This window comes from Streptomyces sp. NPDC058758 (assembly GCF_042746075.1).
Classification (GTDB): Bacteria; Actinomycetota; Actinomycetes; order Streptomycetales; family Streptomycetaceae; genus Streptomyces.
The window spans coordinates 107688-122845 of record NZ_JBHYPS010000008.1 but is presented as its reverse complement, the minus strand read 5'-3'; the positions used below and the strand labels follow the sequence as shown (position 1 = coordinate 122845).

15 protein-coding genes are annotated in these 15158 nt (G+C 75.3%); 10 read left to right on the top strand and 5 right to left on the bottom strand.

What is annotated here, in order from left to right; all coding sequences use genetic code 11:
• Window positions 1–67 precede the first annotated feature (67 nt).
• On the top strand, window positions 68–2149 hold the full coding sequence (locus ACFW6A_RS13165; protein WP_386640462.1) for a molybdopterin oxidoreductase family protein: 2082 nt from the start codon (window positions 68–70) through the stop codon (window positions 2147–2149).
• On the opposite strand, the gene cutA is transcribed toward ACFW6A_RS13165, so the two are convergent.
• Both cutA and ACFW6A_RS13155 read right to left on the bottom strand, forming a co-directional pair.
• Window positions 2115–2855 carry a divalent cation tolerance protein CutA gene (cutA, locus tag ACFW6A_RS13160; RefSeq protein ID WP_386640459.1) on the bottom strand — a complete coding sequence of 247 codons (741 nt, stop codon included), beginning with the start codon at window positions 2853–2855 and terminating at the stop codon, window positions 2115–2117. The genes ACFW6A_RS13165 and cutA overlap by 35 nt on opposite strands.
• Window positions 2856–2978: 123 nt before the next feature.
• Entirely contained in the window at window positions 2979–3590 is a 612-nt protein-coding gene (locus ACFW6A_RS13155) for an NADPH-dependent FMN reductase (RefSeq protein WP_386482420.1), read from the bottom strand.
• A 151-nt stretch (window positions 3591–3741) separates the two neighbouring features.
• Between ACFW6A_RS13155 and ACFW6A_RS13150 the strand changes: the two genes are divergently transcribed.
• From ACFW6A_RS13150 to ACFW6A_RS13135, 4 genes are all read left to right on the top strand, one after another.
• Window positions 3742–4548: an aminotransferase class IV gene (locus tag ACFW6A_RS13150; protein WP_386482418.1), complete on the top strand. Its 807-nt coding sequence runs from the start codon at window positions 3742–3744 to the stop codon at window positions 4546–4548.
• Window positions 4549–4557: 9 nt separating this feature from the next.
• Window positions 4558–5352: a sporulation protein gene (locus ACFW6A_RS13145; protein WP_351847988.1), complete on the top strand. Its 795-nt coding sequence runs from the start codon at window positions 4558–4560 to the stop codon at window positions 5350–5352.
• 204 nt (window positions 5353–5556) lie between these two features.
• Window positions 5557–6069 (top strand): hypothetical protein, encoded by a 513-nt coding sequence (locus ACFW6A_RS13140; RefSeq protein ID WP_351847985.1) that lies wholly within the window; start codon window positions 5557–5559, stop codon window positions 6067–6069.
• Between the two features lie 106 nt (window positions 6070–6175).
• Window positions 6176–6796 (top strand): class F sortase, encoded by a 621-nt coding sequence (locus ACFW6A_RS13135; protein WP_351847982.1) that lies wholly within the window; start codon window positions 6176–6178, stop codon window positions 6794–6796.
• 12 nt (window positions 6797–6808) lie between these two features.
• On the opposite strand, the gene ACFW6A_RS13130 is transcribed toward ACFW6A_RS13135, so the two are convergent.
• From ACFW6A_RS13130 to ACFW6A_RS13120, 3 genes are read right to left on the bottom strand one after another with little or no spacing between them, the layout of a single operon-like run.
• On the bottom strand, window positions 6809–7594 hold the full coding sequence (locus ACFW6A_RS13130) for a TSUP family transporter (RefSeq protein WP_351847980.1): 786 nt from the start codon (window positions 7592–7594) through the stop codon (window positions 6809–6811).
• A gap of 37 nt (window positions 7595–7631) precedes the next feature.
• Window positions 7632–7841, bottom strand: a complete 210-nt coding sequence (locus tag ACFW6A_RS13125) for a hypothetical protein (RefSeq protein ID WP_351847977.1) — start codon at window positions 7839–7841, stop codon at window positions 7632–7634.
• A complete protein-coding gene (locus ACFW6A_RS13120) occupies window positions 7834–9324 on the bottom strand; it encodes a ferric reductase-like transmembrane domain-containing protein (protein WP_386640456.1) in 1491 nt (496 codons plus the stop codon). Before ACFW6A_RS13120 ends, ACFW6A_RS13125 begins: the two co-directional genes overlap by 8 nt.
• A 227-nt stretch (window positions 9325–9551) precedes the next feature.
• Here ACFW6A_RS13120 and ACFW6A_RS13115 point away from each other — a divergent pair, with 227 nt between their 5' ends.
• The 5 genes from ACFW6A_RS13115 to ACFW6A_RS13095 all read left to right on the top strand — a co-directional run bounded on the left by ACFW6A_RS13115 (window position 9552) and on the right by ACFW6A_RS13095 (window position 15136).
• The gene (locus tag ACFW6A_RS13115; protein ID WP_351847973.1) at window positions 9552–10742 is read left to right on the top strand and encodes an FAD-dependent oxidoreductase; all 1191 of its coding nucleotides are present in this window, start codon (window positions 9552–9554) and stop codon (window positions 10740–10742) included.
• Window positions 10739–13261: a nitrite reductase large subunit NirB gene (nirB, locus tag ACFW6A_RS13110; RefSeq protein ID WP_351847971.1), complete on the top strand. Its 2523-nt coding sequence runs from the start codon at window positions 10739–10741 to the stop codon at window positions 13259–13261. The genes ACFW6A_RS13115 and nirB overlap by 4 nt, the downstream gene beginning before the upstream one ends.
• Window positions 13258–13593 (top strand): nitrite reductase small subunit NirD, encoded by a 336-nt coding sequence (gene nirD / locus ACFW6A_RS13105; protein ID WP_351847969.1) that lies wholly within the window; start codon window positions 13258–13260, stop codon window positions 13591–13593. The genes nirB and nirD overlap by 4 nt, the downstream gene beginning before the upstream one ends.
• A gap of 38 nt (window positions 13594–13631) precedes the next feature.
• Entirely contained in the window at window positions 13632–14216 is a 585-nt protein-coding gene (locus ACFW6A_RS13100; protein WP_386640453.1) for a TetR/AcrR family transcriptional regulator, read from the top strand.
• 158 nt (window positions 14217–14374) lie between these two features.
• Window positions 14375–15136: an SDR family NAD(P)-dependent oxidoreductase gene (locus ACFW6A_RS13095; protein WP_386640450.1), complete on the top strand. Its 762-nt coding sequence runs from the start codon at window positions 14375–14377 to the stop codon at window positions 15134–15136.
• Window positions 15137–15158 lie beyond the last annotated feature (22 nt).

The following is a 15158-nucleotide window of genomic DNA, read 5'->3' as shown; positions in this document are numbered from 1 at the left end:
CGGAGAGCACCGCGCCCGTAATACGGGGCGTCGCCGCCCGTAACACGCCCGACGCACCCTGGACGGCATGTCCGACGCCACCACGGTCCCCACCCACTGCCCCTACTGCGCCCTGCAGTGCGGCATGCGGCTCCGCCCGACCGGCGCCGCGGAGCCGCCCGCCGAGGTGGTCGAGCGGACCGACTTCCCGGTCAACCGGGGCGCGCTGTGCGGCAAGGGCCGCACCGCCCCCTCCGTCCTCTCCTCCCGGGTCAGGCTCACCGGGCCCCTGGTCCGCAGCCCCGACTCCGGGGCGCTCGAACCGGCCTCCTGGGAGGAGGCGCTCTCCGCCGTCGCCGAGGGGCTGCGCCGGACCCGCGCCGACCACGGCCCCGACGCCGTGGGGGTCTTCGGCGGCGGCGGACTGACCAACGAGAAGGCGTACGCGCTCGGCAAGTTCGCCCGGCTGGTCCTCGCCACCTCGCAGATCGACTACAACGGCCGCTTCTGCATGTCCTCGGCGGCCGCCGCCCACCAGCGGGCCTTCGGCCTCGACCGCGGGCTGCCCTTCCCGCTGGAGGACATCCCGAAGACCGGCTGTGTGATCCTCGTCGGCTCCAACCTGGCCGAGACCATGCCCCCGGCACTGCGCTACCTCACCGAGCTGCGGGAGAACGGCGGCAAGCTGATCGTCGTCGACCCGCGCCGCACCCGCACCGCCGAGCAGGCCGACCTCCACCTCGCCCCCCGCCCCGGCACCGACCTGGCGCTCGCCCTCGGCCTGCTCCACCTGGTCGTCGCCGAGGGCCGCGTCGACGAGGGGTTCGTCGCGGAGCGCACCTCCGGCTGGGAGGCCGCCCGGGCCGGCGCGATGGCCCACTGGCCCGAGCACGTCGAGCGGATCACCGGCGTGCCGCTGCCGGACCTGCGCGCGGCGGTCGCGCTGTTCTGCGACGCCGAGAACGCGATGGTGCTGACCGCGCGCGGCCCCGAGCAGCAGTCCAAGGGCACCGACACCGTCGGCGCCTGGATCAACCTCTGCCTCGCGACCGGGCGGGCCGGCCGGCCGCTCTCCGGCTACGGCTGCCTCACCGGCCAGGGCAACGGCCAGGGCGGCCGCGAGCACGGCCAGAAGGCCGACCAGCTGCCCGGCTACCGCAAGCTCGACGACCCCGCCGCCCGCGCCCACGTCGCCGGGGTGTGGGGCGTCGCCCCCGAGACCCTGCCGGGGCCCGGGCGCAGCGCCTACGAACTCCTCGACGCGCTCGGCGGCGAGGTGCGGTCGCTGCTGCTGATGGGCTCCAACCCGGTGGTCTCCGCCCCGCGCGCCGCGCACGTCGAGGAGCGGCTGCGCTCGCTCGACTTCCTCGCCGTCGCCGACGTGGTGCTCTCCGAGACGGCCGCGCTCGCCGACGTCGTCCTGCCGGTGACCCAGTGGGCCGAGGAGACCGGGACGATGACCAACCTGGAGGGGCGGGTGCTGCTGCGCCGCCGCGCCCTCACCCCGCCGGCCGGGGTCCGCACCGACCTGGAGGTGCTGCACGCGCTCGCCGGGCTGCTCGGCTGGGAGAAGGGCTTCCCCGCCGACCCCGAGGAGGTCTTCGAGGAGCTGCGGCGGGCCTCCGCCGGCGGCCCCGCCGACTACGCGGGCATCAGCTACCGGCGGATCGAGGAGGAGCAGGGCGTCTTCTGGCCGTGCCCCGGCGAGGAGCACGCGGGCACCCCGCGGCTCTTCCTGGACCGCTTCGCGACCGCCGACGGGCGGGCCCGCTTCGTGCCGGTGACGCACCGGCCCGCCGCGGAGGAGACCGACGCCGACTACCCCGTGGTCCTCACCACCGGGCGGGTCGTCTCGCAGTACCAGTCCGGGGCGCAGACCCGGCGGGTGGCGGAGCTGAACGCCGCCGCGCCCGGCCCGTTCGTGGAGCTGCACCCGCGGCTCGCGGAGCGGCTGGGGGTCGCGGAGGGCGAGCCGGTGGCGGTGGTGTCGCGGCGCGGGCGGGCGGTGGCGCCGGCCCGGATCACCGGCGCGATCCGCCCGGACACCGTCTTCATGCCCTTCCACTGGTACGGGGAGGGGCGGGCGAACACCCTGGTGAACCCGGCGCTCGACCCGGTCTCCCGGATGCCCGAGTTCAAGGTGTGCGCGGTCCGTCTGGAGCGCGGCTGAACCAGTCGCCGGACGGGATGACCGGGCCGAGCGGCGCGTCCGGCGCCGCCAGGTACACCCAGGCGGACAGCCGCACCCCGTCCCCGACGCGTACGACGTCCATGGCCGCCCGCTCGTACCCGGCGGGCAGCTCCAGCCGGTCGAGCAGGCCGAACAGCGCCCCGTAGTCGCCGGTCGAGGGCGTGAGGAGGCTGCCGCGCACCTCGCCGCCGGCGGCCGGGACGACGTACGGGTAGCCGGGCCCGTCGTGCAGGACCGCGCCGGGCAGCACGGCGGCCGCCTCGGTGCCGATCCGGCCGGCGAGGAACCGGTCGTGGTTGTACCCGCCCGGGCGCAGCGTCCCGTACACGAAGAACGGGCGCTCCTCGTGCGGCGGGGCCTCGGGCTCCGCGGCGCCCTCGGTCTCCTTCTCGACCCAGCGGGCGTAGCCCTCGGCCACCCGGGTCACCCGGGTGGCGAGGATCTCGGGCGTCTCGTAGTCGTGGGCCGCGATCAGGTGCGCCTCCAGGGCCGGGTAGCGGGCCTCGGTGGTCTTGAGCACCACCTCCCACTCCTCGGTGGTCTCGATCGCGCCCCGCCAGTGGTAGACGGAGGTGACGGGCCCCGAGATCTGCGCGCACGCGGCGAGCCGGGCCTCGACGGCGCCGCGCGCCAGGGCGTCCGCCTTGGCGCGCGCGTCGGTGGTGGTGCGGACGGTGACGATCACTCCTCCACCGTACGGGCGAACCGGGCCGCGTGCAGCCGGGCACGGGCGGCCCGGGCGCCGGTGCCCCGTCCGCCCGGCGCGCGGGCGGCCCGCACGGGGCCGCGGCGGGGTCGTGACGGCCCCTCAGGCGGCGTACGGGCGGACGGCCTTGGCCTCCTTGAGGGCGCGTCCCCACCAGGCGAGCTGGTCGAGCATCAGCTTGGCGCCGGCCTCGGGCCCGGTCGGGTCCTTCAGCAGGCCGTCCTCGTCGAACAGGCCCTGGGCGTTGGGCAGGACGACGCCGTCGCGGACGGTCACGGCGTGCATCTCGGCGTAGACCTGGCGGAGCTGCTCGACGGCCCGGATGCCGCCGGAGATGCCGCCGTAGGAGACGAAGCCGACGGGCTTGGCGCGCCACTCGGTGTAGTGGCGGTCGATGAGGTTCTTGAGGGAGGCCGGGAAGGAGTGGTTGTACTCGGGGGTGAGGACGACGTAGGCGTCGGCCGCCTCCAGGACGGGGGTGACGCGGGCGAGTTCGGCGCGGACGCCGGGGTCGGGGTCGTACGAGAGGGAGGTCGGGAGGGTGATCTCGGCGAGGTCGACGACGGTGAGTTCGAAGTCGGCGCGCTCGGCGACGCGGGTGCGGAACCAGTCGGCGATCACCGGGGCGAAGCGGCCGGCGCGGTCGCTGGCGACGACGAGGGCGAGGGTCAGGGGGGCGGCGGCGCGGGCCGCGGCGGAGTTCGTGATGTCCATGCCGAGAATCGTGGTACCTCAAGTTTGGTCGAGGTCAAGCGCGGATTTTCCGGGGCGGCCCTGGGACGGCGCGGAGGAACCCCCGGGGGCGGCACGGAAGGACCCCCGGGGGCGGCGCGGAGGGGACGGACGCCGGGACTACCGTGAGGGCATGACGACGTCACCCGCTCCCGCGCACATCGAGATCGACGGGGTGCCGGCCGCCGATCCCGGGGCGCTCGCCGCCGTGCTGGGCGGCTACGGCCACTTCACCGCGATGCAGGTGCGGGAAGGCCGGGTGAAGGGCCTCGGCCTGCACCTCGAACGGCTGGACCGGGCCACCCGCGAGCTGTTCGGCGCGCCGCTGCCCGGCGCGCGGGTCCGGGAGCTGCTCGGCCGGGCCGTCGGGGCGTCGGGGCGCCGCGACGCCTCGGCACGGGTGTACGTGTACGAGCACGGGGCCCGCCCCCTGGTGGCGGTCACCGTCCGCGAGGCCGCGCCCGACGGGCCGGCCGCCCCGCGGCGGCTGACGGCCGTCGACTACCTGCGTCCGGCGGCGCACCTCAAGCACCTGGGCGGTTTCGGGCAGCGCTACCACGGCGACGCGGCCCGCCGGGCCGGCTTCGACGAGGCGCTGCTGACCACGCCGGCGGGCGAGGTCGCCGAGGGCGCGGTCAGCAACGTCGCCTTCTGGGACGGCACTTCGCTGGTGTGGCCGACGGCCCCGCACCTCACCGGCGTCACCATGGCCCTGCTCGCGTCCCGCCTGCCGTCGCTCCACCGCCCGGTGACCGTCTCCGAACTCCCCTCCTTCCGGGCGGCGTTCGTGGCGAACTCGCGGGAGATCGCACCCGTGACGGGCATCGACGCGATCGCGTACCCGGTGGACGAGGCCCTGATGGGGCGGGTGTTCGCCGCCTACGCGGCGGTGCCGGGCGAGGAGATCGTTTCCGCTGACGGGGGCGGCTGCGCCGACTAGCCTGCGGCCATGGTTCTCAAGAGGCTTTTCGGCGGCGGCATACCGCTCGAGGTGGACACGGTCATCGAGCCCGGGCCGGTGCGGCCGGGCGGCGTGCTGCACGGCGAGGTGGTGGTCCGGGCGCCCGAGCGCGACCTGGAGATCGAGTCGATCCACCTCAAGCTCCTCGCCAACGCGCCCCTCTTCCACAAGGGCGACGGCGACGGCGAGGGCGGCGGCGAGACCGTCGGGTACCCCAGCGCGAGCGGCTGGTTCAGACTGCGGAAGGGCCAGGAGAAGCGGGTCCCGCTGAAGTTCCGGCTGCGCTGGGAGACGCCGGTGAACGAGCTGCGGGGGGAGGACCTCGGAATCGTCATCGGCGTCAGCACCGAGGTCGACGCGGCCGGGGTGAAGGCGCAGACCGACATGGACCCGGTGCGGGTCGAGGCGCTGCCGCTGCACGAGGCGGTCCTCGACGCCTTCCGCGCGGAGGGGTACGCGCTCGACGGGACGCGGGTCTACGGGACGGTGATCCCCGACGTCGAGCGGCACCTCTACGCCTGGCAGGGCTTCCGGCTCGTCCGCCCGGAGCCGGCCGAGGGACGCCCGCGGCGGCTGGAGCTGACCTTCCACACCAACGCGGTGGGCAGCGAGGTCTTCCTCCGGAGGTTCGACGGGAAGTCGACGTACTGGGACGACAAGCCCCCGGCCCTCCGCTCCGTGGCCGCCCACCACGAGGTCGGCACCCGCGACTTCGCGGCGGACGTCCGGACGTGGCTGGACGAGGTCGCCGTCCTGGAGGAAAAGGACCGCGACGAGGACTGAACCGGCCCCGCTCACCCGTTCGGCACGACGGGCCGGCCGACGGCACACAAGCGGGTCTGACCTGCGGAAACGTCCGGAATCCAGCCGACGCGCCGTATCGGATGGCGGAATCCTGATGGGGCATCAGGAGGCGGGGCGCGCGGCGGGGCCGTTACCTCGGTCCTACGGAAGACCGAACGACCGCGCGCCCCGGAGGACCCCACCATGCGCCCCACTGCCCGCCTGCTCACCGGAACCGCGCTGACGGTCGTCGCGCTCGGCGCGTTCGCCGCGCCCGCCGCGCACGCGAACAACGACGGCCCCGAGTCGCTGGAGATCTACCCCTCCTCCGCCTCCCCCGGCACCACCGTCACCGTGAACACCCTGGCCTGCGGCAAGAACGGCCACGGCGTCGGGGACGCGAACTCGGTGGGCGCCGGCGAGTTCCAGCTGAACCCGAGCACCCACAAGGAGGTCGTGGTCGGGCAGTTCACCGTCGCCGAGCACGCCAAGCCCGGTACCCACTGGATCGGCGTGGCCTGCGACAACGGACGGACGGCCCGGGGCGAGCTGACCGTCAAGCACCGCGAGCCCAGCGGTCACGTCAAGACCGGTGTCGGCGGCAGCATCGGCCCCGACACCGCCCAGGTCACGGCGGGCGCGGCGGTGCTGACCGCGGCCGCCGTCGGCGGTGTGTGGCTCGTGCGGCGCCGGGCGAGCGGCGCCCAGGGCCACTGAGCACACCGCCCGTCCCGCCCCCGCCCGGCTCCCGCACACGGCCGGCCGGGGGCGGGAGCACTCCACTCCGGACCCCCCGCACGCCACCCGCCCGTGAGGAACCGACGTGAGCAACAGGAGCAAGGGCTGGGGCATCGCGGTGGCCGCCTGCGTCGGCCTCTGGCTCGTCCAGAACGGCTCGCAGGACGTCACCCCGCCCGTCCCGTCCGCCGCCCAGGCCTTCGCCGCCGGGCCGAGCGTGCACACCGACGCCGCCGCCGACCCGCTGCCCCCGTCGCCGCCGGTGCGGCTGCGCATCCCGGAGACCGACGTGGACGCCCCGATGACCCGGCTCGGCCTGGCCGGGGACGGCTCCCTGGAGGTGCCGCCGGCCGAGGACCGCAATCTGGCCGGCTGGTACGGGGACGGCGTCACGCCCGGCGCCAAGGGCACGGCGATCGTCGCCGGGCACGTCGACAACGCCGGCGGCCCGGCCGTCTTCTACACCCTGGGCGCCCTGAAGAAGGGCCACCGGATCGAGATCGACCGCGAGGACGGGAAGACCGCGGTCTTCACCGTCGACGCCGTCGAGGTCTACGACAACGACTCCTTCCCCGACGAGAAGGTCTACGGCGCCACCGACCGGGCCGAACTCCGGGTCATCACCTGCGGCGGCGGCTTCTCCGAGAAGCGCGGCGGCTACCAGGGGAACGTGGTGGCCTTCGGGCACCTCATCGGGGTGCGCTGAGCCGGACCGGACTCACGCCCACTGGTCCCACCCGAGCTTCGCCACCATCGAGAACACCACGACGAGCAGCACCCCGCGGACGAAGCCCGAGCCCTTGCTGAGCGCCATCCGGGCCCCGGCCATGCCGCCGGCCAGGTTGAAGGCGGCCATCAGGGCGGCCAGCTGCCAGTAGACGGTGCCCTGGTAGGCGAACATCGCGAGCGCGCCCGCGTTGGTGCAGACGTTGACGATCTTGGCGGTGGCGGAGGCCGTCACCAGGTCCAGGTGGAGCACGGCGGTCAGCGCGAGCACCAGGAAGGTGCCGGTGCCGGGGCCGAACAGGCCGTCGTAGAGGCCGATGCCGCCGCCGACGAGGACGATCGCGGTGACGATCCTGGCCCGGGTGAGCGGCGCCCGGTCCTCGCCCTCGGGCCGCGCCCCGAACGAGGGCTTGAGGATGACGAAGACCGCGACGGCGACGAGCACCACGATGATCAGCGGCCGCAGCACCTCCTTGCTGACCATCGTCGCGAAGAGGGCGCCGACCGACGAGCCCGCGAGGGCCGCGAGCCCGACCCGTACCGCCGTCCACACCGGCACCTTCGTCTTCCGGGCGTAGGTGACGGCCGCGCCCGTCGTGCCGACGATCGCGACCGCCTTGTTGGTGCCGAGGACGTAGCCGTTCGGGACCGTCGGGAAGGCGATCAGCAGCGCCGGCAGGAGCAGCAGGCCCCCGCCCCCGACCACGGCGTCGATCCAGCCCGCGACGAGCGCGGCCAGGCACAGCAGGACGAGGGTGGTGAGGGCGATGTCGGGCATGGCAGGGAGCCTAGGGAGACGATCGTTGGCCCGTCCATCAATCGTCCGATCGTTGAGCTAGCTCTGAGGTTGGACGGCCCGGCTCCCGGTCCGGGGCGGGCGGTGCGGCCGGGTCCACCGCGGCGGTGAGCAGGGTCGCGGCGAGCGCCCCGGCGGCGACGAGCACCCCGGCGAGGCGGCGGCGCAGCCGCTCCTCGGTGGGCGGCCGCCGGCGGGCCCGGTGGCGGGGCGGGGCGGTGTCAGGCACGGGCGGGCTCCTCGAAGTTCTCGGCGTGGATCCGGGCGGCCGGCACCCCGGCCCTGCGCAGCGAGGCGGTGGCGGCGCGGGCCATGGCGGGCGGCCCGCAGAGGTAGACGTCGTGGGCGGCGAGGTCGGGGACGAGGGCGCGCAGGGCGCGCGGGGCGAGCGGGTCGTACGAGCCGTCCGAGGGGCCGAGCAGGTAGTGGAGGGCCGCCCGCCGCCCGCGGGCGATGGCCTCCAGCTCCGCGCGCAGCACGAGCCCGCCCTCGTCGGAGGCGCGGTAGAGCAGGGTCATGTCGCCGGGGCCGCCGGGCAGGGTCTCGAAGAGGGCGCGCAGCGGAGTGATGCCGACGCCGCCGGCGAGCAGCAGGACCTTGCGGCGGGTGCGGCGGTGGGCGGTGAGCGCGCCGAAGGGGCCGGAGGCGAGGACGCGGGTGCCGGGGCGGAGCCGGCGGACCCGGCGGGTGTGGTCGCCCCGGACCTTGACGGTGATGCGCAGGGTGTCGTCGCGGACCGGCGCGGAGAGCGAGAAGGGCAGGGCGGTGCCCCACAGGCCGCGGCTGAGGAAGCGCCAGCGGAAGAACTGGCCGGGTTCGGCGCGGAGCCGGGCCACCCCCCGCCCGCGGATCAGGACGGAGACGACGCCGGGCGCCTCGTCGCGGACCTCGGTGACCCGCAGTCCGTGGCGGAGCGCGGTGCGGACCGGGACGGCGAAGCGGTACCAGAGGAGGAGGACGGCGACGGTGGCGTGGGCCATCGACCAGAGCCAGCGGGTGAGGAGGCCGCCCGCGAGGTCGGGCCCGGCGAGCTGGTGGACGAAGCCGAGGGCGGCGGCGAGCAGGGCGCCGAGGTGGACGGCGTGCCAGGTCTCGTGGCGGATCCGGCTCCGTACCGCCCGGGCGGAGGTGACGCCGACGGCGGTGAGGAGGAGGGTGCCGAGGCCGGCGGCGGCGATCGCCCCGTACGCGAGGAGGCCGCCGGCGGCGGTGACGAGGTCGGTGCGGGTGTGTACGGCGTGGCCGCAGAGGGCGAGGGCCGTGTGGGCGGCGATCAGACCGAGGACGTACCGGCCGCCGAGCGCGTGCCAGCGGGCCAGCCGGTCGGCGCCGACGCCGTGCTCGACGGCCGGGACCCGGGCCATCAGCAGGAGCAGGACGAGGACCCCGTACCCGGCGAGCAGGCCGGTGAGGTGGGCGCCGGTGGCGAAGAAGGCGTCGAGGCGGGCGGAGGGCCGGGCCTGCACCCCCCACAGCAGCGCGACGGCCCCGGCCCCGCCGAGGATCCCCTCCCGCAGCCGCCCGGGCGCGAGCCGCGGCGCGGCCCCCGCGGGGCGGGGCGCGGGCGGGGCCGCCGGGAAGGACAGGGCCGTCGGGGAGGGAGGTGCGGGCGGGGAGGGCGGTGCGGGCGGGGCCGGGCGTACGGCGTCGAACGGGACGGCGACGGGGGTGTAGAGGGGGTGGGGGCGGGCCTCGGTGGTCACCTTCGGCACCCTAGGGCGGCCCGCGGGCGGGAACCCCGGGCGCGGGCCCGCCGCCGCCATCCTTAAGCCCGTCTTGAGGCGAGCCTGATCACGGCTTAACCCGGCGGGCCCGGCCGCCGCCCCGGCGCCCGGCCCGCCGCCCTCACAGCCCGCGCCGCGCCCGTCGGAGATCAGCGTTCCGTACGGGAAACAGCCGGGATGCCACCGGGAAACACCGGGCCCGCACCCTTCCGGGTATGAGTACACGGATCGTGGTGGTCGGAGGCGGAACGGCGGGCCTCCGCCTCGCCCAGCGCCTGCCGGTCACCCTCCTCGGCGAGGAGGCGCACGCCCCGTACAACCGGGTGCTGCTCGCCGACGTCCTCGCCGGGCGGTACGCCCCCGAGGTCGCCGCCCTGCCCGAGCCGTGCGAGCCGGTGCGTCGCGGGGTGCGGGTGGTGGGGATCGACCGGGCGGCCCGGACGGTCACCTGCTCCGACGGCGAGGTCGTCGGCTACGACCGGCTGGTCCTGGCCACCGGCTCCAACCCGGTGCTGCCGCCGCTGCGCGGACTGCGCGGGCCGGAGCTCCCGGAGGGCGTGCACTCCTTCCGCACCCTCGACGACTGCCTCGCCCTGCGGGAGGCCGTCCGGCCCGGGGTGCGGGCGGTCGTCGTCGGCGGCGGCCTCCTCGGGGTCTCGGCGGCGCGGGCGCTGGCCGCGCTCGGCGCCGAGGTGGTCCTCACCCAGCAGGGCGAGGGCCTGATGGAGCGCCACCTGGACCCGCACGCCTCCGCGCTGCTGCGGGAGCACCTGGACGGGCTCGGCGTCGAGACCCACACCGAGTGCCGGGTCAGCGGACTGCGGCAGCGGGACGGGGCGGTGACGGCGGTCGAGCTGGCCGACGGCTTCGTCCTCGACGCGCGGGTCGTCGTCCTGGCCTGCGGGGTGCGGCCGCGGGTCGCGCTGGCCCGCGAGGCGGGGCTCGACGTGCGGAGCGGCGTCGTCGTCGACGACGAGCTGCGCACCTCGGACCCGTACGTCCACGCGATCGGCGACTGCGCCGAGCACGACGGCCGGGTCTACGGCCTGGCGGGCCCGGCCCTGGAGCAGGCGGACGTCCTCGCGGACGTGCTGTCCGGCACCGCCGGGCCCCGCTACACCGGCACCCGGGCCCTCACCCGGCTCACCCTCGGCGGGGCGCAGCCGCTGGACCTCGCCGCCTTCGGCGAGGCCACCCCGCGTCCGGGCGACGACGTCGTCCAGCTGGCCGACGCGACCAGGGGCGCCTACCGCAAGGTCGTCGTCCGCGACAACCGGCTCGTCGGGGGCGTCCTCCTCGGCGACCTGGCCGCGGTCGGCGCGCTCGCCCGGGCCTGGGAGGGCGACGAAGCCCTCCCGGAGGCCCCTCTGCTGCACCTGCTCACCCACGACGGAGGCTCCTCATGACCACCCCCACCATCGTCCTGGTCGGCCACGGAATGGTCGGCCAGCGGTTCCTGGAGGCGCTCGCCGACCGGGGCGTCACCGAGCGGGCCCGGGTCGTGGTCCTCTGCGAGGAGCCGCGCCCCGCCTACGACCGCGTCCAGCTGACCTCGTACTTCTCCGGGAGGACGCCCGACGACCTGTCGATGGTCGAGGACGGCTTCATGGAGCGGCACGGCATCGAGCTGTACACGGACGAGCCGGTAGTGGCGATCGACCGCGCGGCGCGGACGGTGACCGGCCGGTCGGGGCGGGTCGTCGCCTACGACCACCTGGTCCTCGCCACCGGCTCGTACCCCTTCGTGCCACCGGTGCCCGGCAAGGACGCCGCCGGCTGCTTCGTCTACCGGACGATCGAGGACCTCCTCGCGATCGAGGAGTACGCGAAGACGGCGACGACGGGCGCGGTGGTCGGCGGCGGGCTGCTCGGCCTGGAGGCGGCCGGCGCGCTCAAGGGCCTCGGACTGGCCACGCACGTCGTGGAGTTCGCGCCCCGGCTGATGCCGGTGCAGGTCGACGAGGGGGGCGGCGCCGCGCTGCTGCGGACGATCGAGCAGATGGGGCTGACCGTGCACACCGGCACGGGCACCCAGGAGGTCGTGACCGCCGACGGGGCCGTGACGGGCATGAGGCTGTCGGACGGCTCCGAACTCGCCGTCGACCTGGTGGTGTTCTCGGCGGGCGTACGCCCCCGGGACCAGCTGGCGCGCGACTGCGGCCTGGACGTGGGCGAGCGCGGCGGCATCGCCGTCGACGAGCACTGCCGCACCTCCGACCCGGCGGTCTTCGCGATCGGCGAGTGCGCGCTCGCCTCCGACGGGCGGGTCTACGGACTGGTGGCGCCGGGCTACGAGATGGCGCAGACGGTGGCCGGGGTGCTCGCCGGGGAGGCCGACGACTCCACCGGCTTCACCGGCGCCGACCTCTCCACCAAGCTGAAGCTGCTCGGGGTCGACGTGGCCTCCTTCGGCGACGCCCACGGCACCGCCGAGGGCTGCCTCGACGTCGTCTACTCGGACTCCCGCGCGGGCGTCTACAAGAAGCTGGTGGTGGACGGCGAGGGCCGGCTGCTCGGCGGCGTGCTGGTCGGCGACGCCGAGTCGTACGGCCTGCTGCGCCCGCTGACCGGCACCAGGCCGCCGGTCTCCCCCGAGCAGCTGGTCCTGCCGGCGGGCGCCGGGGCGCCGGTGGCGCTCGGGCCGTCCGCGCTGCCGGACGACGCCGTCATCTGCTCCTGCCACAACGTCACCAAGCACGCGATCGGCCAGTGCTCCTCGCTGGCCGAGGTGAAGAAGTGCACCAAGGCCGGCACGGGCTGCGGCAGTTGCGTGAAGGTCATCGAGAAGCTGCTGCCGAAGGCGGCCGACCAGGGGCTGTGCGGCTGCTTCTCCCACACCCGCACCGAGCTGTACGAGATCGCCCGCACCCTGCGGGTGACCTCCTTCGCCGCGCTCCTCGACTCGCACGGGCGGGAGTCCGCGAAGGGCGGCGAGGGCTGCGAGGTGTGCAAGCCGACCGTCGGCTCCATCCTCGCCTCCCTCAACAACGGCTACATCCTCGACGGCGAGCAGGCCGCCCTCCAGGACACCAACGACCACCACCTCGCCAACCTCCAGCGCAACGGCTCCTATTCGGTCGTGCCCCGCATCCCCGGCGGCGAGATCACCCCGGAGAAGCTGATCGTGATCGGCGAGGTGGCCCGCGACTACGGCCTCTACACGAAGATCACCGGCGGCCAGCGGATCGACCTCTTCGGCGCCCGCGTCGACCAGCTCCCGGCGATCTGGACCCGGCTGGTGGACGCCGGCTTCGAGTCCGGGCACGCCTACGGCAAGGCGCTGCGCACGGTGAAGTCCTGCGTGGGGCAGACCTGGTGCCGCTACGGCGTGCAGGACTCGGTGAAGATGGCGATCCGGCTGGAGCTGCGCTACCGGGGCCTGCGCGCCCCGCACAAGCTGAAGTCGGCGGTCTCGGGCTGCGCCCGCGAGTGCGCCGAGGCGCAGTCGAAGGACTTCGGCGTGATCGCCACGGCGAACGGCTGGAACCTGTACGTGGGCGGCAACGGCGGCGCGACCCCGCGCCACGCCGACCTGCTCGCCCAGGACCTGTCGGACGCCGAACTGATCCGGCTGATCGACCGGTTCCTGATGTTCTACATCCGGACGGCGGACCGCCTGGAGCGGACGTCGGTGTGGCTGGAGCGCCTGGAGGGCGGCCTCGACCACCTCCGGGACGTGATCGTGAAGGACTCGCTGGGCCTCTGCGACGAGCTGGAGGCGCTGATGGCGGCGCACGTCTCCGGCTACCGGGACGAGTGGGCGCAGACCCTGGACGACCCGGAGCGGCTGCGGCGCTTCGTCTCCTTCGTGAACGCGCCGGAGACGCCCGACCCGACGGTGCGGTTCGTCCCCGAGCGGGACCAGATCAAGCCGGACCTCACGATCCTGACGATCGGCACCCTGGAAGGAGCCCTGTCCCGATGACCACGACGACCCTCGAACTCTCCCCGGCCCCCGACTCCTGGATGGCGGTCTGCGAGGAGGCCCGGCTGACCCCGGGCCGGGGCCTGGCGGCGCTGCTGCCGGACGGCCGGCAGGCGGCGGTCTTCCGGGACCGGGCGGGACGGGCGTACGCGATCGACAACCGCGATCCGTTCACCGGGGCGCAGGTGCTGTCCCGGGGGCTGATCGGCACGGCGGACGGGCGTCCGTACGTGGCCTCGCCGCTCCTGAAGCAGCGCTTCGACCTGGAGACCGGGCGGTGCCTGGACGACGACGGGGTGGCGGTGGAGGTCTACCCGGTCCGGACGGTCTAGCTTGACCGGTCGTTCCAGAAAGGCATAGCCTCCCCGACATGGCCAGGACCAAGGAATTCGACCCCGGGGCCGCGCTCCGGGCGGCGCTCGACCTGTTCTGGGCGCGCGGCTACGAGGCGACGTCGATGGCGGACCTCGTGGAGCACCTCGGCATCGGCCGGGCCAGCATCTACGCGACCTTCGGCAACAAGCACGAGCTGTACCTCAAGGCGCTGGACCGCTACCTGGAGACCCGGGACCCCGGCCTCGTCGAGGAGCTGTCCGCGCCGGGGCCGGCCCTGCCGGCCGTGCGGGCGCTGGTCCGCCGCTTCGCCACCGAGGCGTCGACCGAGGGCGAGCGCCTGACCGGCTGTTTCGTCACCAACTCGGCGGCGGAGCTGGCCCCGCGCGATCCGGCGGTGGCGCGCCGGGTCGAGCTGAGCTGGGAGCAGGTCGAGACCCTGCTGCACGCGGCGCTCGCCCGGGCCCGCACCCAGGGCGAGCTCCCGGCGGACCGCGACCCGCGCGCCCTCTCCCGGATGCTCCTGGTCCTGCTCCAGGGGATCCGGGTGGTGGGCAAGGCGTCGGCGGACCCGGCCAGGGTCCGGGACGCGGCGGAGGAGGCCCTGCGGCTGCTCGACTGAGCGGCCCCGCGGACGGACGCCCCTGGTGGGCGCCTTTTCTCGGACCTGATTCTGGAACGTACGGTCAAGTACAGCACTCCGGGGGCGCCCCCGCGCCACCCCGGCCCTTCTCGTCGCCCGGCCCGCCGGGCGGCCACACCTTCCCAGGGGGAGTTCCCATGTCCGCACGCTTCACCGGCCGCGTCGTCCTCGTCACCGGCGCCGGCTCCGGCCTCGGCCGGGAGATCGCCCGCGCCTTCGCCGCCGAGGGCGCGAAGGTGGTGGCCGCGGGGCGCACCGCCGCGGCGCTCGACGCGACCGTGGCCCTGATCGGGGCCGACGGCGGTACCGCCACCGCCGTCACCGCCGACGTCACCAGCCCCGACTCCACCCGCGAGCTGGTGCGGCGCGCGGTGGAGACGTACGGAGGCCTCGACGTCGCCGTGAACAACGCGGGGATCTTCCGGGGCGGCCACAGCGCCGCCGACTTCCCCCTCGACGACTGGCGGGCCCTGCTCGACACCAACGTCACCGGCGTCCTGAACGCCCTCCAGGCCGAGGTCGCCCACATGCGGGCGCACGGCGGCGGCGCGATCGTCAACATCTCGTCCAACCTGGGCCCGCACGTCCGGATCCCGGGCGTCTTCGGCTACCAGGTGTCCAAGGCGGCCGTCTCGGCGCTCACCCGCGCCGCGGCCAGGGACCACATCGGCGACGGAGTGCGCATCAACGCGGTCAGCCCGGGCGCCTCGGAGTCCGCGATGTCGCTGCTGCCCGGCGAGACGGAGGCCGAGCGGGAGGTCCGGATGAAGGAGCAGTCGCCGCTCGGCCGGATCACCTCGGCGGCCGAGGTGGCGGCGGCGGTGCTCTACCTCGCGTCGGACGCGGCGGGCTCCGCCGTCGGCACGGACCTGGTGGTCGACGGCGGCGTCTCCGCCTGAGCCCCCGGGCGGGGCCGGGGCG